The 19,981-nt window shown below is 37.4% G+C and carries 21 protein-coding genes; all 21 read right to left on the bottom strand.

The window, feature by feature from the left end; all coding sequences use genetic code 11:
- Complete coding sequence (locus tag F0265_RS18720; protein ID WP_171749997.1) at positions 1 to 1,197, bottom strand: hypothetical protein; 1,197 nt, start codon at positions 1,195 to 1,197, stop codon at positions 1 to 3.
- A 5-nt stretch (positions 1,198 to 1,202) separates the two neighbouring features.
- A complete protein-coding gene (locus F0265_RS18715; RefSeq protein ID WP_171749996.1) occupies positions 1,203 to 1,985 on the bottom strand; it encodes a glycosyltransferase family 2 protein in 783 nt (260 codons plus the stop codon).
- Positions 1,985 to 2,854, bottom strand: coding sequence for a glycosyltransferase family 2 protein (locus F0265_RS18710; RefSeq protein WP_171749995.1), 870 nt, complete (start codon positions 2,852 to 2,854; stop codon positions 1,985 to 1,987). Before F0265_RS18710 ends, F0265_RS18715 begins: the two co-directional genes overlap by 1 nt.
- Before the next feature lie 6 nt (positions 2,855 to 2,860).
- A complete protein-coding gene (locus F0265_RS18705) occupies positions 2,861 to 4,378 on the bottom strand; it encodes a hypothetical protein (protein ID WP_171749994.1) in 1,518 nt (505 codons plus the stop codon).
- 3 nt (positions 4,379 to 4,381) lie between these two features.
- Entirely contained in the window at positions 4,382 to 5,605 is a 1,224-nt protein-coding gene (locus tag F0265_RS18700; protein WP_171749993.1) for an oligosaccharide flippase family protein, read from the bottom strand.
- A gap of 2 nt (positions 5,606 to 5,607) precedes the next feature.
- Positions 5,608 to 5,997 carry a ParB N-terminal domain-containing protein gene (locus F0265_RS18695; RefSeq protein WP_095665447.1) on the bottom strand — a complete coding sequence of 130 codons (390 nt, stop codon included), beginning with the start codon at positions 5,995 to 5,997 and terminating at the stop codon, positions 5,608 to 5,610.
- A gap of 9 nt (positions 5,998 to 6,006) precedes the next feature.
- Positions 6,007 to 7,803, bottom strand: coding sequence for an aminotransferase class I/II-fold pyridoxal phosphate-dependent enzyme (locus F0265_RS18690; protein WP_171749992.1), 1,797 nt, complete (start codon positions 7,801 to 7,803; stop codon positions 6,007 to 6,009).
- A gap of 11 nt (positions 7,804 to 7,814) precedes the next feature.
- Complete coding sequence (locus F0265_RS18685) at positions 7,815 to 8,450, bottom strand: LicD family protein (RefSeq protein ID WP_171749991.1); 636 nt, start codon at positions 8,448 to 8,450, stop codon at positions 7,815 to 7,817.
- The gene (locus tag F0265_RS18680) at positions 8,447 to 9,142 is read right to left on the bottom strand and encodes a class I SAM-dependent methyltransferase (protein ID WP_095665450.1); all 696 of its coding nucleotides are present in this window, start codon (positions 9,140 to 9,142) and stop codon (positions 8,447 to 8,449) included. Before F0265_RS18680 ends, F0265_RS18685 begins: the two co-directional genes overlap by 4 nt.
- Before the next feature lie 84 nt (positions 9,143 to 9,226).
- Entirely contained in the window at positions 9,227 to 10,276 is a 1,050-nt protein-coding gene (gene pseI / locus F0265_RS18675; protein WP_171749990.1) for a pseudaminic acid synthase, read from the bottom strand.
- Between the two features lie 4 nt (positions 10,277 to 10,280).
- Entirely contained in the window at positions 10,281 to 10,826 is a 546-nt protein-coding gene (gene pseH / locus F0265_RS18670) for a UDP-4-amino-4,6-dideoxy-N-acetyl-beta-L-altrosamine N-acetyltransferase (RefSeq protein ID WP_095665452.1), read from the bottom strand.
- Positions 10,827 to 11,822 carry a UDP-2,4-diacetamido-2,4,6-trideoxy-beta-L-altropyranose hydrolase gene (gene pseG, locus F0265_RS18665; RefSeq protein ID WP_253809519.1) on the bottom strand — a complete coding sequence of 332 codons (996 nt, stop codon included), beginning with the start codon at positions 11,820 to 11,822 and terminating at the stop codon, positions 10,827 to 10,829.
- A gap of 50 nt (positions 11,823 to 11,872) precedes the next feature.
- Positions 11,873 to 13,162, bottom strand: coding sequence for an aminotransferase class III-fold pyridoxal phosphate-dependent enzyme (locus F0265_RS18660; RefSeq protein ID WP_171749988.1), 1,290 nt, complete (start codon positions 13,160 to 13,162; stop codon positions 11,873 to 11,875).
- A gap of 8 nt (positions 13,163 to 13,170) precedes the next feature.
- Entirely contained in the window at positions 13,171 to 13,926 is a 756-nt protein-coding gene (locus F0265_RS18655; RefSeq protein WP_171749987.1) for a glycosyltransferase family protein, read from the bottom strand.
- Positions 13,927 to 13,934: 8 nt separating this feature from the next.
- The gene (locus F0265_RS18650) at positions 13,935 to 14,777 is read right to left on the bottom strand and encodes an aldo/keto reductase (protein WP_171749986.1); all 843 of its coding nucleotides are present in this window, start codon (positions 14,775 to 14,777) and stop codon (positions 13,935 to 13,937) included.
- Between the two features lie 2 nt (positions 14,778 to 14,779).
- Positions 14,780 to 15,457: a methyltransferase domain-containing protein gene (locus F0265_RS18645; protein WP_171749985.1), complete on the bottom strand. Its 678-nt coding sequence runs from the start codon at positions 15,455 to 15,457 to the stop codon at positions 14,780 to 14,782.
- A 22-nt stretch (positions 15,458 to 15,479) separates the two neighbouring features.
- Complete coding sequence (gene pseC / locus F0265_RS18640) at positions 15,480 to 16,652, bottom strand: UDP-4-amino-4,6-dideoxy-N-acetyl-beta-L-altrosamine transaminase (protein WP_171749984.1); 1,173 nt, start codon at positions 16,650 to 16,652, stop codon at positions 15,480 to 15,482.
- Positions 16,649 to 17,662, bottom strand: coding sequence for a UDP-N-acetylglucosamine 4,6-dehydratase (inverting) (gene pseB, locus F0265_RS18635; protein WP_171749983.1), 1,014 nt, complete (start codon positions 17,660 to 17,662; stop codon positions 16,649 to 16,651). The genes pseC and pseB overlap by 4 nt, the downstream gene beginning before the upstream one ends.
- The gene (rfbC, locus tag F0265_RS18630; RefSeq protein ID WP_171749982.1) at positions 17,649 to 18,209 is read right to left on the bottom strand and encodes a dTDP-4-dehydrorhamnose 3,5-epimerase; all 561 of its coding nucleotides are present in this window, start codon (positions 18,207 to 18,209) and stop codon (positions 17,649 to 17,651) included. The genes pseB and rfbC overlap by 14 nt, the downstream gene beginning before the upstream one ends.
- Positions 18,209 to 19,087: a dTDP-4-dehydrorhamnose reductase gene (gene rfbD / locus F0265_RS18625; RefSeq protein ID WP_171749981.1), complete on the bottom strand. Its 879-nt coding sequence runs from the start codon at positions 19,085 to 19,087 to the stop codon at positions 18,209 to 18,211. The genes rfbC and rfbD overlap by 1 nt, the downstream gene beginning before the upstream one ends.
- Positions 19,084 to 19,980 carry a glucose-1-phosphate thymidylyltransferase RfbA gene (gene rfbA / locus F0265_RS18620; RefSeq protein WP_095665460.1) on the bottom strand — a complete coding sequence of 299 codons (897 nt, stop codon included), beginning with the start codon at positions 19,978 to 19,980 and terminating at the stop codon, positions 19,084 to 19,086. The genes rfbD and rfbA overlap by 4 nt, the downstream gene beginning before the upstream one ends.
- Between the last annotated feature and the right edge of the window lies 1 nt (position 19,981).

Genomic DNA, 19,981 nt, shown 5'->3' with positions numbered 1-19,981 from the left:
TCACGTTTTTGATGCAAGTTTGTCCGTCTTATTCAGGTTTAAGACCTTAGAATCGAAGGCATAAACTAACAATAATAATAGAAACACAAACCCAGACAAAGCATATGGGTTTGTGAAAGAGCATAAGAGTATTATACCAAAAGTTCCCGAGAGAATAACTATCTCTTCATACCGCTTTAAAACTAAAGTTTTAATAAATGGCACAATCACAATAAAAATGTAGAATATTGTAGCGCCTATAACGCCATATGTAGATACCCAATATACATGCAACACTTCAAGCATTGAGTCCAATCGACCCTGAATATCAAACCAAATACCGACTCCGAATCCGACTAAGCTGATATTATCCAAAAACCATAACACCTGATTGCTCTTAGGCCCTGCTGAAGTTATTAGTTTATCCTGAATTAGAGTGTGTACTTTTGAAGTTGAATAAAGACTCTGCATATATTCATGTCCGAACATAAGCAAGAAAAGTGTTACTAGAATAAGAACCATTGCCAAGACACTGGCAAGCAATAATTTTCCCTTCGTACCATGAAAGTAATTTTTTGATAACACGAAAAAAATCGAAATAAGATAGACAAAAATCACACCAATTGACATCGATATAAAAACATAGAAACTCATAAGAACAATTAATAAAAATTGACTGGACGTACTTCTCTGCTTGAAATTATAGAATGCCAAAAGAAAGAAAATTACAAAAGAATCAAATACTCTATACATACCTACAAATGGATGTATCAGCATTGCGGTATGTTCCGAGAAAGCCTTAAAACCACCAAAGCCTAAAAGCAAGCCAACGGCTAAAATAGATACAAATATAGCCTTTAAAACAACCACTTTAGACAGTTGTAATAGCAGGTTTGAAATCATACCCTTTTGAGCAATGTAACAAACAGTAGGAAAAAGCAAAAAAACCATAAGATAACGAGAGTTATTTAAAGCAATCTCCAACTCTCCATTACCAAAAGCTAAGCCAATGTAAAGGTATACTCCATGAAATATCAGAACCCCAATAGGCAATAGAAAAGCCAATATGCTGGCTTTGCGTAGATAAAAACATTGTGTGATTATCAAACCCACAAGCATAACGCTTGAAATACCAGATAAGCTAGGAACTACATTCGAAAAAGATGATAGTAAAAAAGCAACAGCAATGTAATTCACCAGACTAGAGCAAAGCCTCATACCTTTCACCTTTCCCTTAGAAAAACATTCCTAGCTACTCTAAAAGCTCTCTCGCCAAAAGGTAAATAAGAAAGTAGGGATTTAGCAATATAAATAAAAGCCAACCGATAACTATACGAACCAAAATTATCCTGTTGGATTTTTTTATATTCCAACCACACATCAGAAGACGTTTTTATATTAGTTGACACACCATCTAATAAAAAAATGGAAAGTTTTTCATCATTCCTTAGTTCAAAGCTAATATTTTGATTTTTATAAGCTCGAACGACATGCTCATAATCGGCCAAAAAGCGATAATTTAAATCATACAAACCCAATGTTTCAAACACTTTCCGACTATACAAAGTGCTTTGATGTTGAATACATGCCCAAGCTTCAATCTCAGAAAGGTTAGACGGGAACTGACGAGCCTTACCAGGAGTACCATCAGGCATAACAGTACTACAATTAAACGCTATGATATCTGATGTAGCTAACTCTAGCTTACATACTTTCTCAAGCTGTTCTCTATGATAGCAATCTCCTGAGTTCATAAAAGATAAATATTGACCTGAAGAAGCCAAAATCCCTTTATTCATTGCATCATATATGCCTTCATCAAGCTCGCTAACATATGATATATTAGAATGCCTTGGTAAGGTGTTTAATAACTCTACTGTTCCGTCAGTGGATCCTCCATCAACAATTAGCCACTCGCAATTATCAGGCAGAGGGAGAATAGATTCAGCGGTTTTTTTCAAACCATTTATGTCGTTATATGCAATAGTGATAATAGATAGATACATTATTTTTCACTGTAAATTCTTTTTAACTCTTCTAATAGAAGTAAATGAACATCTCGCTCTTTATCAAAATTTTTACCTAGAAGCCTTTTCAATAATTTCTTACTGTAGTTTCTAAAAACAAATATACAAATAAAGCGCCTGTAGCTAAAACCATGTTTATTCAGGTAGTACTCCGTGCTTTCAAGCCATGCCTTAAATCTATGTGCATGAACCGACGTTGTATGTCCCTCCAAATGGACTATCTTGCTATTTATAATTTTAGTTTTACCTTCTAAAACTCGCAAAGTCAGATCGGGCTCTTCATTGCACAGAAACATCTTTTCATCAAACTGACCATAATCTATAAAGTCATTCTTCCTGATCGCTAGGGCTGCCCCCCAAGGGTATATGAAAGAAGTCATGACGTTCAGATCAATTACGAGAAAATTCAGTATTCTTCTTGGTATAAAAAGATAATTTAGTTGTGGAAACAAACCGACACTATCATTATCGTTGCCATCTCTATCAACAAGCCTAAAGCCAGATAGCGAAATCGATGGATCTTTCATAATTGAAGCTAACATTCCGAATACAGGTTCTATTAGAATAGTATCAGGATTAAGAAATAAAACTATATCGCCAGAACAATGCTTAACACCTATATTATTACCTTGACCAAAACCACCATTTTTGGGGTTGTGAATATAGCTACACAAGAACCCATCATCATTATATGTATTTAACTTCGACTGCAGGCTATTATTCTTGGAATTATCGACAATAATAACTTCAAGGTCTTGTCCAATATCATTAAAACGTCTAATAGAGCTAAGACAATCAAATATAACTGACTCGCTATTATAAGTTACGATTATAACTGAAACTTTCATTGTAATTTACTTTAAAATGTGTTTATTATTTTGATTAATCAGTTTTTCTAACAACCCGTAAATCTTTTGATTATTATAATTATCTTTGTTTGTGTCTATAATACTTTTATAAAATAGCTCTTCATCAAACTTCCGGCCAAAAAAGTACCTTTGTCCGCCAATTTCTAGATCATCACTATAATTATCGGTTAAAATAAAATCATGATACAAAACCTGATAAACTCTTGCCATTTCAATATCAGTTAACCTCTTGCTATTTTGAACTTCGTTTCTTAGATAAGACTCGTAGTCTTCTTTTGTTTTAAAGTCCAAAGTAAAGCCGTACTCTGAATAAGGAGGGCAAGCAGCCAAAACAACTGGTTTTCCAAAATAGACAAATTCTTGTCCGACCGTTCCCCCACACGTGACAATAATGTCAGCCGCTTTCAAAATCGCAAGATTGTGAACATCATCTTTCAATTGAATATCAGATAAGCCCATCTCAGCGAGTTTATTGGCAATCAACCCCTCTTCGGCGTACAAACCAGCAGAAGGATGCTCTTTAACCAAAATATTGATGTGCTTGTTTTTTGCTAGCTCTTCGATAGTCCTTATACACCAAGTATAGTAGTCGTCATAAAGAGTTCTTGGGTAGCTATGAGGAGCATCGCAAAAAATATGTGACATGACCATAACTAACGGCTTCTTAGGATCAAGCCCATACTCTTCATCAAGTTGCTCTCTAGTTAGTTGCCTCTTGTCATTCGAATAAGCCTTCATTACATCGTGTTGCTCAATTGCAGCAGAGTAACGTTTACCAAAATACTCATCTAACTGTTCTTTAGCTTCCAACGGACAAATGTTCTGAAGAACAGTCTCATCAGGCTTCCGGTAATGATATTCATAGTGTTCGTCACTGGTGTTTAGCGCTACTGATAGATTGTTAAGGCTAACTGGCGAAAGGCAATCGATCTTCTTACGTCTAGCGATCTCAAATAATAGACCATAACGGTAAACACAATCGCTTATAACTATAAATTGAACGTTCTCTTTATGTACTAATCGAAGGAAAAAGAAAAAATAAACAAGCTCAATAAAAATCCTCAGCCTCATCTTGTAGTCTATTATATCAATAGTAGGAATCATTAATGACCTCAATATACTATCATAAATATAGTTTCCAATTTGATATTCATTATATCTAAGATTTAATATATCCTGTTTATCTTTGATCTTTGACATAAGGAAAAAAATAGAAAAGAAATTAAATATCGCAGAAACTAACAACTGCTGAATCTTTCCTGTTGAAGAAATTCCCATAGAGTTGATCAAGGCTCCATTGCTAGTAGAGACTCGTGCTGTCCTTACTGCAATTGGTGCCAACCCCTTAACCTCTGCACAAAGTAGTGCAATCTTGCCAATACCATATATAAGAGGCTTTTCGTGTACAAAAAGCTCGAAAAGTAGTGTACCTTTACTGCGATCAGTTTTGTTGAATTTAAAAAAATCAAAATTACTGTCTAACATTTCCTTAAAACTTGACATAAATCACTCAGATGTAATGTATAACTTATAGTAGTAAAAAGATGATATTAAAGCAGAGGCTATAAATGCTACTAATGTAGCGTAAGCAGCTCCGATGTAACCAATAATAGGAATTAAAATAATATTAAGTATAAAGTTAAGGGCTCCAGCTATTATATTAATAACAACATAGGTACTAGTTTTTCCTTTACCTAAAAATACTGAATTAATTAGTTTAGAAATCCCGTCAATCGCATAAGCACCTCCAACAATGTAGACAATCACAATACTTTCTAAGTACTCTTCAGGTACCATTATATCATAAAGGAAAGTTACTATAATAAAATAAAATATGGTAAGTGACATAAGTAAGACTACAGAAAAAAACACTGCCTTTAAGATTGTAAATTTTTTATCAATATTTTCTATAACATAAGGCATCCACGCCCTTGAATAAGCAACAGTGAGTAATAAAATTACCATCCCAAACTTATATCCTACTGCATACATTGCAACTTCATTTAGTGATAGAAGCTCGGAAATTACAATCTTATCAGACGATTCCGCCACCCAACTAAAAACCGAGCTAATAAAGAGTGGCAAAAGCATTAGTATTGTTGGCTTATATTCGTTAGGTAACTTAAAAACATCAGTTATCTTTACTCTGCCCCTTCGCAACAAAAATATAAAAATAACAAAAGATGACAGTATATAACCAGCAGCTCGTGATTCAAAACCCAAATTATTCACTTCTATCAGAAGTATAGTAATTAGAGTATTTGAAAAAACAAAGAAAATTGTTAACTTTAAAATTAAAATTGAACGTTTCTTAATTTGATATATACAGCTTTCAATAATGTAATAAGAATACAATACCGAACATACCGATGCATAAACAATGTAATCATATTTTTCTCCAGCAAAAAACCTAAATATCAAACAAGCCGTTAGTAAAAATATTGAGTTTAAAAACAAGAAACGATAGATAGAAACTCTATATTCATATAAAGCACTAGAATTACTTAATAGCCCTTTATTGGTAGAGAAGTCCTTATATACATTTGTATTACTACCAAAAATAATTATAAGGTTAAAAAAACCATACGCTGTTAAAAATAGCTCAGCGTTAGCATAATCCTCAATAGACAGACTACGCGTAAGATAAGGTAGCATTAAAAACTGCGCACCAGACTGTATCACAGTCACAAAGAGATAGATAAAGCTATCACTGATAAGTTGTTTCTTCATTTTTAATACAAAAAGGAAATAGGAATCTCTATTTCTTCTGGATGTGGGGTTATAATGTGCTTAGTTGTTTTATAGGGAAACTTTTTCCTTTTAGATATATAATCAATAACAACTTCTTTATCGATATAAACTTCATCTCTCCATGAAGTCACCACAATATTGTCGTCATGATAATTCAAAAGAATTGAAGGTACTCGAGACAACCCTAGCCTCTTTGCGACATTGAGGCGATGATGCCCATCCATAACGGCGAGCGTATTCCTTTCTAAAATGATTGGTATGCGCCAAACTTTTTCGCTGTTAATTTTTTCAAGTAACCATTCTACCCTTTCAGGTATATGATCTTCTGTTTCTACAATTTGACCAACATCTATTAAGTCTAACGCATACATTTTAATTTCCTAAACTAGAGCTTCTAGTGCGTCAATTAATCTTTGATTGTCGTAAGAATCCTTTATTGCTATTCGAACATATTGCTTTCCTTCAAAAGCGACTTTCTTACTGCAATCTTTTATCAACAAATCATGAGAATATGCGAGGTCTTCAACCAATTGACTTGATTCCATCTTCACTACTTGGCACAAAATATAGTTTGATTGAGACGGAATTGGCCTCAAGAAAGGAATAGTTTGTAGTCTTGAATAAAAGCGCTCTCTTTCTTGAGAAATTTTTATACAAGCAGCTTTATATTCCTTAGTGTACTTACCAATAATCTGTAAAAAATATTCTCCAAAAGAGTTTATATTCCATACTGGAATTGATGACGAAATTCTTTTTATCAAATCCGTGTTCGATGAAGCCAAAACGCCAAGTCTAGCTCCTGGTACTCCATAGCTCTTGCTGATGCTCTTAATCACAATTAAGTTGGGAGACTTTTCTAGTTGTTCTGATGATAGTAAGCTTGCATTAATGCCTTCCTCTGAAAAATCAACAAATGACTCATCTACAATAAGTATTTTGTTGTTTTTATCAAACCAGTCCACTATTTTAAGTAAATCATGGTATTTAATATAGTTGCCGGAAGGGTTATCTGGGTTTACTAAGATAAAGCCTTCGGTGTCTTTACAAAACTCTATAATGTCATCAGCATTATACGAATAATCCTTGTTTTCTATTTTTCCTATCTTACAGTTTTTAAATCGACTCGAATATTCTTCAAATGTTGGTAAAAACAACCCTAGTTTTATATGTAATTGATTTGCTAAAACATCAATCAATTCTGCAGCCCCATTTCCGACAACGATCTGATCTTCATTGCAATTGAATAGTTTAGCTGCGAGTAAAGACTGTACTCTTGCACCTGAAGGATACTCTCTCAACAACACATCAAATGAATATTTAAATTCATCTAACATCTTATTAGTTGGAAAATAAGGATTAACCAAGTAGCAAAAATCGACTAGCCCGTCATACCGCCAATAGCCACCGTATCTCTTGGTTAAATCCGTGGACTTTTTCTTCCTATCGGAAAAGATAACTTGTGCATTATCTAAATCCTGCGCATCGTCTATCTCGTACCACTTTTCTCCATTCAGTGGAAAAGCCTTCAAATCTTTTGTCTCTAAAAGATTGACGATTTTTAAAACCTGCTCGTAGTATTCGTTTTTGCCAAGCGCGATAGAGTAGGCTTCTAAGAAAGGAATGTATTTATTAATCAAAAATTCTTTTGAAAACTTATAAATATTAACTGTTTTATAATACCTTCCTGCATCGTCATAGTTAAATTTTCGTCCCGATATAAAGTCTAGGATATCATAGCTTTCATCAATAGTAACAACGGTTCCATCCATCCAACGCCTATACCTATCAACCACGGCCAGGTTAGGATATGGGTTAGTTATAACTTTCTTGATGATCTCTTCTTCAAAGATAAGATCACTCTCAATTAAAATTGTGTCATCTTGAGCTAAAATATCTTTTGCTAAGTAAATAGAATATATATTGTTAGTTTCATAATATTTATCATTATGAATATATTTAATAGGGATTCCCTTGTAACTATCACCCAACAACTCAACTAATTTATCTTTTTGATATCCAACCACAAAGATAAATCTATCGATATTGTGATTAGCCAAGGTGTCTAGAGCCCGCTCTACTAGGGTTTTACCGTTGACTTCCACCATACACTTGGTTTTTTCACTTGTATAGCGACCCAAGCGGCTTCCCATTCCCGCAGCTGGAATTAATACTTGCATTATCTAACCTTTTAATTCGTCATTCGTTTTATATCTTGGCACTCTTCTTTCCAGTCACCTTTATAGGTTTTCGGAATATTCCAATCCTCGCCATACCGGGACACTAGCCAGTTTTCAATATCTGAAGCCATCGGATAGAATCGCCCTAAAAACTCATGCTTTGTCAAAGTATTTCTTTCAAAAAACTTAGCATCTTGCGTTCTCTCAAAGTCCCGCTCACAGTAATTTAGAACTTTATTACCGTCTTTATACCAAAAAACAATATCAAACACATAGCTATCATCATCATAGTAAGCAAGTTGCTGTATTTTACCTCGGTAATAAACTTCTCTTACTACTTTCATATCACAAAACCGTGCTTTGATTCTTTTGATATCATCGGATGTGGGGTCCAAAATATCAATATCTACATCGTCGTCGTGAGCGATAAACTCACCGTTGCGATAAAGCCCTAAAGCTGTACCATCCGTGAGACGATAAGTTAGGCCCAACGACTCAATCAAATCACAGCATCTTGCCATTTTTTTTGCGTCATCTTCATTTAGAGGTCGCTTATTAAAATAAGGGGCCATATACTCTCGAAATTCCTTCTTAAATGAGAGTACAAAGAGAATTTTTTTAATTATAATCTTGGCAATAGTTTTCATGATTTTTTCATATAAACATTAAATCTGTAAGAGCTGTTCTGATAATCTTCTATTATCTGACTTTCAATCTTACAATGTAAGTTATGTTTTTGTGCAATGTTGTAAAACCAATCACGCTTATAAAATAGATGCTCTAGACCTTCGTATCTTTTATTATATTCTTCTTCTGTTAGATGTTTTTTTCTCAGTTTCAAGGCGTCCTCTTTGAAGTCATAATCATTTACTTCAAGAATTGCGATTCCACTATTTGCCTTTTCGATCATTTTTTCTAAAACAGCTTCAGCATACTCGAGACTTGGAAAGTAAAAAAATACGCTATTAGAAACAATAAAGTCATATTTATCTTCAACCTGAATCGATAAAGCTTCACCCACTCTAACATCTTTGCACTTAATTACTTTATTACATATTTCTATAAGAGAAGCAGAGTAATCTATTCCACCGACTTTGTGGCCGTTCTTAAAAAAGTCATACAAAAAAGCCCCAGCACCACATCCAACTTCATAAATAGAGCTCCCATCACGTATTGCCATTTCTTTCTTTACGTGATTAACATAGTCTATCCAGTGTTTGTCTTTAATCGTGCCATAACCCGTATCAAAACCGTCAATAGAAATAAGTTCAGAAAGAGAAACCTCATCCTCGACCAAGTCTAAACTTCTGTTTTCCCATATTTTTTTCCAATTATTCATTCTAATTAAGCCCGTCTATTTTGTATCATTACTCATTCTAAAAATGTTATCTATTAACAATAAATCAGCTTTAGAGAGCATCATCTAATCCAGTAATGACCATGAAAGTGGCGTTCCATATGGAATGTCTACTTTTGCTACCATCTCTAATACCTGTTCATAGTGTTTTGGTAGTAAGCCGAATCCGGGGCGAATACTTCGAACATTGTCACTCGTTAACCGTTCGCCTTGCTTTATGGGTTTAACTGCGTATAGCGAGCGTCGAAATTGCACGTTCCCCTTTTCTGCTTCTGTCCTTTCATAATTCACCTTACCGATTGCCTGCCAGGCTGTTCGAGAATCGTTACACAATTGTGCAAGTTCATTCGGCTCAAGGGAGAATGAGTCATCTGCCCCTCCACCTTGTCTATCTAAGGTAACATGCTTTTCAATTAGGCAAGCCCCCAGTGCTACCGAAGCAACAGCTGTCGCATTATCGAGAGTATGATCTGATAAACCAGATAAAACTCCAAATCGAGTAGAAAGATCCGCAATGGTTTTTAAGTTATATTGCTCTGCTGGTGCTGGATAACCACTAACACAATGAAGCACAACCAGCTGTTCACAGCCATTACTCCTTGCAACATCAATAGCTTCTTTAATCTCCGCTTCATTAGCCATTCCCGTAGACATAATCATTGGTTTACCCGTTTGAGCAACTCGTTTAATTAAAGGTAAATCAATAAGTTCGAATGAAGCAATCTTATAAGCTGGAGCTTCAAGCTCCTCCAGCAGCTCAACCGCTGAGAAGTCGAAAGGAGAGCTAAAAATCGTAATTTCTAATTCGCGAGCTTTGTCGAAAAGCGGCTTGTGCCACTCCCAAGGCATATGAGCTCCTTTATATAGTTCATAAAGTGTCTGCCCATCCCATAGTCCTCCGCGAATTTGAAACTCTTCTGAATCACAATCCATTGTAATGGTCTCATGGGTATAAGTTTGCAGTTTAATCGCGTCAGCTCCAGCTTTTTTAGCTGCCTCCATAATTTTGAATGCTCGGGAAATATCACCATTATGATTTGCTGAGAGCTCTGCAATAATATACGGAGGGTAGTTTGGTCCGATTTTTCGCCCATTAATAACTATTTCTTTATTCATATAACTAAACTATTTTCAACTTTGTTTTTAACTCACCTTTGACATTTTTCCACTCTTGAGAAAATATGCCTAAATGTACGATATTGTGATATGATCGCCCATCATAAAACGCATCTCTCAATACCCCTTCCTCTACAAAGCCAAACTTTTTATGCAATTTCACTACTACTTGATTAAATCCTAACACTTCGCAGCGCAGTTTATGAAGATTCAGCTCCTCGAACGCATACTCTAATGCATGATACTCCATTAGTGATCCCGTTCCTCTTGGTGCGAAAGGAGAAGCGTAGAAAGCCCATGTGGCAATTCTATACACCAAATTGATCTCAGAAAATCCAACTACACCAACAGGTTCATCATTCAACTTAACAAGGAAGTTAACCTTAGAGTCATCTTGATTCACTCGCTCAAACCACGCTCTGTGCTCATCAAGAGATATTTCGTGTCTAGTATACATATTAGAGCGAACTTCTGGCGCATTTCGCCACTCCAAAATTAACTCCAAATCATCATGTGAAAGAGGAGAAAATTGTATTTCCTTGTTTTTCATCTAAAATGACTCCATAACACTTACTACCCTATCTGCTCCATACCCATCTATATTTATCAACTCAAATGGCCGAATAGCGTCCCAATTGTCAGCAATTCTACAAAGCTCCTTGATATACGATTCTGGTGTTGTTTCTCCTCCATCCCCTAAGTAAGAAACTAAGCCTTTTTGGGAAAGGTAACTAGACAATGCTTTTTGGTTATCAGCGACCGATACTATCGTCGCAGGAATACTCAAACAGAAACGCTCCCAATTACTGATACCTGAAGCTCCTATTGCGTATTTACTGCTCGCTAACTCAAGTTCAAAATTCTCTATAAATCGAGTAATCTTTACACCTTTAAGTGCGGCATATTCTGTGACAAGATCGACATGTCTGTTGTTTTGTAATCCGGTTACAACTATTGTATAAAATGGCAAATGTGGAATTTTTGAAAGAGCTCTAAGTAGCTTACTACATTCTAATGTTGGGTCGGTCCCACCAAAAAAAGCTATCATTTGATTACGCCTCTGAGGAGGATCTTTCCTTAGAGCTTTGAAACGATGCCTCAATAAAGCATACTCGGGGCCAAGTAGCCTTTGACATTTACAGAACCAGTATCTGGACTCAAGATCCGGCCATAGATTTTGGTCAAGGATCAAACTGCTTTCATGTTTACGATCTAAATCGTCTATAGAAAGTAAATGACACCCAATTTTTTGACGAACAAACCGTTCCCATGTAGCACCAAGACTATAATGATCTACGATAACCCAATCGACAGAGCCAACAATATCGATAAACATTCTAGCGTCCTGCTCCTCACTATGTGGCAACCATGTTCTATAATCGCCACTCGAACAAAGCAATTGAGCATTAAATGGAGACCTTAGCTCTTTAACTACAAATCCCTTATTTAGAATAAAGTCGGTGAGAGAACCATCTTGAGCTTGGCATATAAACTCGACTTCCCATTTACGTGTTCTAAGGACTTCAGCTAAGACTAAACAACGCATCACATGGCCACTTCCGATCCACAATGAACTGTCAACTCTGATTGCAATCTTCATCGAATCTTAAACAAAGGCTTTAGTACTTCACATTTCAATAGTGAATTAACGTTAGTGTTTGGTATAGAAGACTTTAAAAACTCAAAGAAGTTTTCATAGGACTTAATCAAGTAGTCAATGTCTTCTCGTTGGTGAGCATAACTTAAATTATGCGAACCAAACGTTAAAATCCCCATTTCAAACATACTTTGCATAAACAACGTTTTCATCTCAAATGCGGTTGCATATTGCGAGTCCTTAAATATGAGGAAAGACCACGAAGGGTGACCAACACAATCAAAACATTCGCCGAGTTCGTACTTTTCAATGAGTTGAAGAACTTCTTTAATTAAGTGAGAACCAATTTCTTCCAAGTGAGCACAGACATTTTCATTCTTGATTTTATCAAGTACTATATTTGCCGCTGCAAGTGCCGATGTTTCTCCTGCAAAAGTACCCGAATAAAAAATATCTTCCATCAAGGCCATTATATCTTTTCTTCCCATGATGGCAGAAAGTGGGTAACCATTCCCTATACCTTTACCAAATGTTGCAAGGTCAGGTATAACACCAAAGAGTTCCTGTGCTCCTCCTTTTGACAAACGACAGCCTGTAATTGTTTCATCAAAAACCATTACAATATTTTCTTTGTCGGTTACTTCACGAATATGTTCTAAGAAACCGGGGTTAGGGAACTCAATATTCATTGGCTCCATGATGACAGCTGCTATTTCACCTTTATACTCATCAACTAACTGATCGAATGACTCTACATCATTGTACTTAAACACTTTCGTTAGTGTACGAGTAACTTCTGGAACACCTAAGCTCCTAGTTGTCGAACCTATATACCAATCCTGCCAACCATGGTAGCCACATACGAGAACAATTTCTTTTTTTGTATAGGCCCGAGCAAGTCGAATAGCTGCAGAAGTGCTATCTGTCCCATTCTTACCGAAACGGACCATTTCCGCACATGGCACCAGATCTATTAGCTTTTCTGCTACTTGCATCTCCAGCTCGTGGGAGAGAGAGAAGGTCACGCCAGTTTCGATCTGTTGCTTAACTGCTTCAGTAATATCCAAATCTGCATAACCAATTGACACGCTTAATAAACCATTAATAAAGTCAATATATTGATTATCGTCTACATCCCATATTGTTGCTCCCTTAGCTCGACTAACAAAGTAAGGTGAAACACCATAAGGGAACTGCGTGATACTTTTAGAAAAAGTTTGTGAACCAAGTGGTATAGATTTGAGAGCCCTTTCGAGTAATTCTTCTGATTTTTTGTAACGTTCTGACATTTTAATACTCAACTTTTGTCATTGGCCAAAGACCGCTGATAACCTTCATTCCGAACAAACCCTTGGTTGATTTGCATCACCTCTGGTTGCTCTTCGAGAAAAGACAGTACTTCGGAACTACCAAAACAAGGGTTTTTTTCATATAAATTTTCATAAATTCGCACAACAAATTCAAGATCTTCTGGCTCATCTACCGTCCAACGTAGATGGGAAAGATCTACATCATTTGTGACATTACAATGACTCAATCCAGAATTGGGGTTACGCATATATGGTGTTACATGTTCGCGCTCAGATTTTAATGAAGCTTCAGTCCATGCTTGTTGCAAAGCTCGAAATGTCATAACCTCTACATCTAACCCATCTGGATAAGTAGGTGGAGCACCATTTGAGGTATACTCTACACCTTCGTCGAGGTGAAGCTTTAAAACTTTATCGATTACTTGAGGATCTATAAGCGGGCAATCACCCGTTAATCTAACTACGTGGTCAGGCAGACACGTTTTCGCTGCTTGATAGAAACGATCTAATACATCATCAAGGCTACCTCTAAAACAAGGGACGTCTAACCGTCCACATAGGGCTTCGATCGCATCGTCCGAGCCTTCAACAGACGTTGCAACAATTAATTGGTCGATAAGCTTACTGCGTTGTACTCGCTCTATTTGACGTTGAAGCATTGGAGCATCAAGAATAGGACGGAGAACTTTCTGTGGTAGCCGACTGGAGGAAGCTCGTGCCTGCAATATGACAACTATTTTCATGTTTTTTACTACCATGTGGATGGATTCAGTAAGTGTTCATCATCGGAAGATAAATCAAAAGTCTGTCGACGTTCAGATACTGATAGCTCATTATAAATATTTATAATTTCCGTTAACTGTCTAACGTTAGCACATCCAATAACACCAAAAGAAACTTGAGTTCTACTTAGTAGATACTCTAAAGCCAAAGCAATCGGAAGCAAGTCATGCATCTCACGATAGACATCATAACGCAAGAGATCTTTATGCTCCTGGAACTTGGTAGGTCGCCGATTGTTCTTGACAGCTAGCAATCCTTGCAAAAATAGTGAGCGAATATGTACTTCAACCCCAAATTCTTTAGCAGCTTGAAAGACTCCGGCTTTTTCAAAACGCTGATCTAACTGGTTAGCGGGTACTTGAATGATATCAACTTGTTCTGTATTTATAGCTTCTAAGGCCTTATTTGGGCAATAGAATGAAGCGCCGACTTTCTGTATTACCCCACCTTCTTTCAATTCCTTAAGTTGATGAACATATGCAGGATGAACGACATCATCTTCACAGTGGAATAGTAAACCGTATAAGCTTCCAATTCTTAACCGCTCCAGAGACCCAGAGACCATACTTTCAATAGATTGAGAGGCTCTAGAGAGACTAGGTATTTTTGAGACTACAGAAAAACTAGACAAATCAAAGTTACCGAGCACTTGCTCACTGTTCCCATATGCGATTGCAGTGTCTATAACTCTTATACCATTAAGTTGGGCAAACTCTAAAATTTCCCCCACAATCTTTAATGGCACTTTTCCGTCATTGTTTGTAACACCGTAGTCCAAACCAAACTGGGCGGTACCAAGTGCTAGTTTCATTTCTATACACCAATCTTCGGAAAAGCATTGTCTTTGCTTATTTTTCTAATCGCAGTGAGCGCACAGTCTTCATTTATGTCACCTTGCGATAAGCTACCATTGTGTTCAAGCACATTTTGAAATACGAGCTGATATTGAGGATGCCAATCGAACATCCTAGCAAACTTCATTTTGTAGCTATATACCCCATCTTTATGATGATATGTACGCTTATGAGGGACTGCATTAAAATCAAATATCGCTATATAGCCGCCTTCATTGAGGGCACTCATTGTCCCATGCACTATTTTCGAGTAGCTTTCAGGATCGACTAGATATAGTGAGTGCCCAAACAAAATGATATCGAACCGCTTCTCATTATTATCGAAAAAGCTAGCTGCATCGTTCTGCTCGATCTCATGTTCAAGTAAGATCTCATTCTGTATACTATTTTCTACCGCTTTGGCACTCGGCTCTATACCTTTTACCTTGCAACCAAGTGACTTAAGCCAAGACAGTCGATATCCATTTGCACAGCCAACTTCTAAAACACTCATCCCCTCCAAGCTTAAGCCAGCACCAGCTAAAGAGCTACATAGTTGAAATAAATGATCTGTCTCTTTCGATTTTGAGCGTATAACTTCTTCATTTCGCAAAAACCATTGGTCGGCCTCACTAGATAGAAATATTTTTTCTTGCATAGTTTAGTTACCTGACTATTTACTAATTACTAAGAACAGTTTTCAAGGTAGTGATGACATAGTCCTGCTGTTCAAATGTCATTGTATGGAATAAGGGTAAAGAGATTGCTTCCTTATAGTACTGCTCCGCATTTGGGAAGTCCCCTTCTTTGAAGCCCATTTCTTTATAGTAGGGTTGAGTGTGGACAGGTATATAATGCAGATTTACACCTATCCCAGCATTTCTTAATTTTTCAAAGATTTGACGATGAGACTGATCAACTTCTTCAAGTTTCAATCTAATCACATACAGGTGCAACCCGGAATACGTGTTTTGCAGCTGATAGGGCAAAGTCACTGGAAAATCAGTAAGTAGTTCGTTATAGCGTTTTGACAATTTGTGACGAGCAGAGACAAATGTATCAACCCTTAACATTTGGCTAATACCCAATGCTGCTTGTAATTCTGTCATTCGATAATTGTATCCAAGCACCACTTGCTGATAGTACCAGTCGCCATGAGACTCTCCGACCATACTAGCAGGGTTGCGAGTCACTCCATGGCTACGAAATAACGCCATCTTATCAGCTAAAGCTTTTTGATTGGTCAGAGCCGCTCCACCTTCGGCTGTAGTAACAATCTTTACTGGGTGGAAGCTGAATACTGTGATATCTGAGTATACACAACTACCGATACAGTCCTCTTGATACCGTCCTCCTATCGCGTGAGATGCATCTTCAATGATTTTAAAGCCATACTTTTTAGCCAGTTTGGCAATTGCAGCCATATCACAGGGTTGACCACTTAAATGAACTGGCACCACAATCTTTGGGAGCTTACCTTCTGCTTTAGCTTTAATAAGCTTCTCTTCTAACTGTTCAGGACACATGTTGTATGTCTGGGGATCAATATCTACAAAATCGACTTTAGCCCCACAATACAAACCACAATTTGCTGATGCTACAAAAGTAATTGGAGATGTCCACAACCAATCACCTTCACCCAACCCTAATGCAAGACAGGCGATGTGCAAAGCCGAAGTGGCGCTGTTTACTGCCAAAGCAAATTTTGCTCCGGTATAACTGTTAAGCGCCTGTTCAAAAGCTGGAACTTGGGGACCTTGAGTAAGAAAATCAGACTTCAGAACGTCAACAACCGCATCAATATCCTGTTGCGTTATCTCTTGCTTACCATACGGAATCACTTTCATCCTCACACTGTAAAATTCGGGTCAACGTGTTCTTTGATTAATTGACGCAAGCTTTCAATCGTTTCCCACTCAGTGTTTGTACCTGAGTTGTATTTAAAGCCAAATGGTACTTTTTCTGCTTTATAGTATTTAAGATACTCTTGCTCTGTGTAGGTAAAAGATACGGAAGGCAAAATAGCGTAGTACTTACCTAAATCAATGGTATTTAAAGAATCTGTATCAGTAATCATCTCTTCATGCAATTTTTCACCTGGACGAATACCCACTATTTTTGTTTCACAATCTGGAGCCACAGCCTCTGCAATATCTAAAATCTTGTAAGACGGGATTTTGGGTACAAAGATCTCGCCACCTAAATGATTCTCCAACGCATACATCACCATATTCACCCCATCTTGCAGTGAAATATTAAACCTAGTCATTTCTTCATGAGTAATTGGCAAAACTCCTTCTTCTTTCTTATTCATAAAGAAAGGAATAACTGAACCACGAGAACCCATTACATTACCGTAGCGAACAACACTAAAGCGAATGTCTTTAGAGCCTTTAATATTATTTGCCGCAGTAAATAGTTTGTCTGACGCTAACTTAGTTGCACCATAAAGGTTAATCGGTGCACAAGCTTTATCAGTAGACAATGCAACTACATCATTAACACCACATTGAAGTGCCGCTTGGATAACATTTTCTGCCCCATCGACATTAGTACGAATGCACTCTGTTGGATTGTATTCAGCCGTATCTACTTGCTTTATTGCTGCCGCATGAATAATAACATCAACGCCCTCACATGCCTGCACTAGTCGTTGTCTATCACGAATGTCTCCAATAAAAAAACGTAATTGAGGATATTTATCAAATGGATATTGTTGTTTAATCTCAAACTGCTTAAGTTCATCTCGAGAAAATATAATGATTTTTTTTACATCGGAATACTGTTCAAGAATTGTTTTAATAAATTGCTTACCAAATGACCCCGTTCCGCCTGTAATTAATACTGTTTTATTCTGTAACATACTTTAACTCTCTAAAATTAATACCGTTTCTGTCTTTCTCTGATAGCAGCGGAAATTCGTGACAACCCATAGGCCAAGTAATACCTAAAATTGGATCATTCCACTTTATTGACACTTCTGATTGCGGGTTATAATAGTCTGTGCATTTATATACAAACTCTGCTTCTTCACTAGTCACATAAAAACCATGAGCAAAACCTTCTGGAACCCATAATTGGCGCTTGTTTTCAGCCGAAAGCAAAACTCCAACCCATTGACCAAATGTGGTAGAGTCCTTACGAATATCAACAGCCACATCAAAAACCTCACCTGATACAACTCTGACTAACTTACCTTGGGTATTTTCTGTCTGGTAATGTAAGCCTCGCAGAATACCTTTTTTCGATTTAGAGTGATTATCTTGAACAAAAGTTATTGGTTTACCGCTAGTTACTAATTCTTCAAATTTCTTTTGTTGCCATGTTTCCATGAAAAATCCGCGTTCATCACCAAAAACTTGTGGCTCAATGATTTTTACGTCTGGGATTTTGGTATCAATTACTTTCATTACTTGTATTCCGCAATATTGGTCAATGCTAATTTCCAATCGCTCGGCGTTACTCCGAACACAGACTCTATCTTGCTGCAATCTAATCGCGAATTTTCAGGTCTTGGTGCGGGTAGTGGATACTGGTCAGCTGTTATCTTGTTTACTTTTGGGGCATTCTTCAGGACATCGTGAACCATTGCTTGTGAAAAGATCTCACAGGCAAATTCATACCAGCTAACATGAGGAGCACCTGAAAAATGATATACGCCTGAAAGATCGCTGTTAGATTCGCTAAATTTATCCATCATTATGATCAGCACATCAGCAATATCGCCTGCGTAGGTTGGCCCACCAAACTGGTCACCTATAATACCGAGTTCTGGTTTATCAATACCTAATCTCAACATCGTCTTAACGAAATTGTTTCCATGTTCACCAAATACCCAAGCTGTTCGCAAAATTGCATAGCGAGAACAATGTTCCTCTACCGCTTGCTCTCCCGCTAACTTGCTCTTTCCATAAACACCTTGAGGTCCAGTAGCATCGGTTTCGCTATAAGGAGTAAGCTTTGCGCCATCAAATACATAGTCGGTAGAAATATGCAGAAGCAACGCATCTGCTTCTTTTGCCGCTTTAGCTAAGAAAAGAGGACCTTCGTGATTAATGGCATAGCTCTGCTCTACATCAGTTTCCGCCTTGTCCACAGCAGTATGAGCTGCGGCGTTAACAATGACATTGGGCTTCATTCGAGCAATTGTCGAACTCACTTGCTCTGAATTCGTAATATCTAATTCTTCACGATCGTAAGCTATAACTTCAACGTCTTTTCGCTTATTTAGACGTTGTACGAGGCAATCCCCTACCTGTCCTTGGCAACCTGTAATTAGTATTTTCATTGTTTGGCAGCTCTCTTCTTCTTCTCGACGACAAGTCGGTTCAAGTACTGGCCATATTCATTTGTGAGCATAGATTTGGTTATTTCGGTAAGCTGTCCATCAGAAAGCCATTGATTCTTCCACGCTATCTCTTCAAGACAAGCCACTTTTAGACCTTGAACATGCTCAATAGTCTGAACAAAAGAAGAGGCTTCATGAAGGCTCTCATGGGTGCCTGTATCTAGCCAAGCAAAACCGCGGCCAAACAGCTCAACATTCAGAGAACCATCATTTAGGTACATTTCGTTTAGCGTAGTGATCTCTAATTCTCCACGCTCAGATGGCTTAACTTGTTTGGCCATTTCAACAACACGATTATCGTAGAAGTATAAACCTGTAACCGCATAATCAGATTTAGGCTCAACTGGCTTCTCTTCTATCGAGATCGCTTTCATATCTGCATCGAACTCAACCACACCAAATCGTTCAGGGTCTTTTACTTTGTAGCCAAATACCGTTGCTAGGCCTTGTGCTGTTAACTCGCGAGCATTGTGCAGCTGTTTACTGAAAGCTTGGCCATAGAAGATATTGTCTCCCAGTACAAGGCATACCGAGTCATCTCCAATGAACTCCTCACCAATTATAAAGGCTTGAGCTAGGCCATCTGGGCTAGGCTGGACAGCAAACTCCAGATTAATACCAAAACAACTCCCATCTCCAAGTAAACGCTTAAAGCCAGCTTGGTCTTCTGGCGTTGTGATAATGAGGATATCGCGAATGCCTGCCAACATAAGTGTAGATATTGGATAAAACACCATTGGTTTGTCGTATACAGGCAAGAGCTGCTTTGAGACTCCACGAGTTAGTGGGTAAAGACGAGTGCCAGAACCACCGGCAAGAATAATACCCTTCATC

The sequence above is a fragment of the Vibrio sp. RE88 genome, assembly GCF_013113835.1.
In the GTDB taxonomy this organism is placed as follows: Bacteria; Pseudomonadota; Gammaproteobacteria; order Enterobacterales; family Vibrionaceae; genus Vibrio.
The sequence above is the reverse complement of the archived record's forward strand: the minus strand, read 5'-3'. Positions and strand labels throughout refer to the sequence as shown.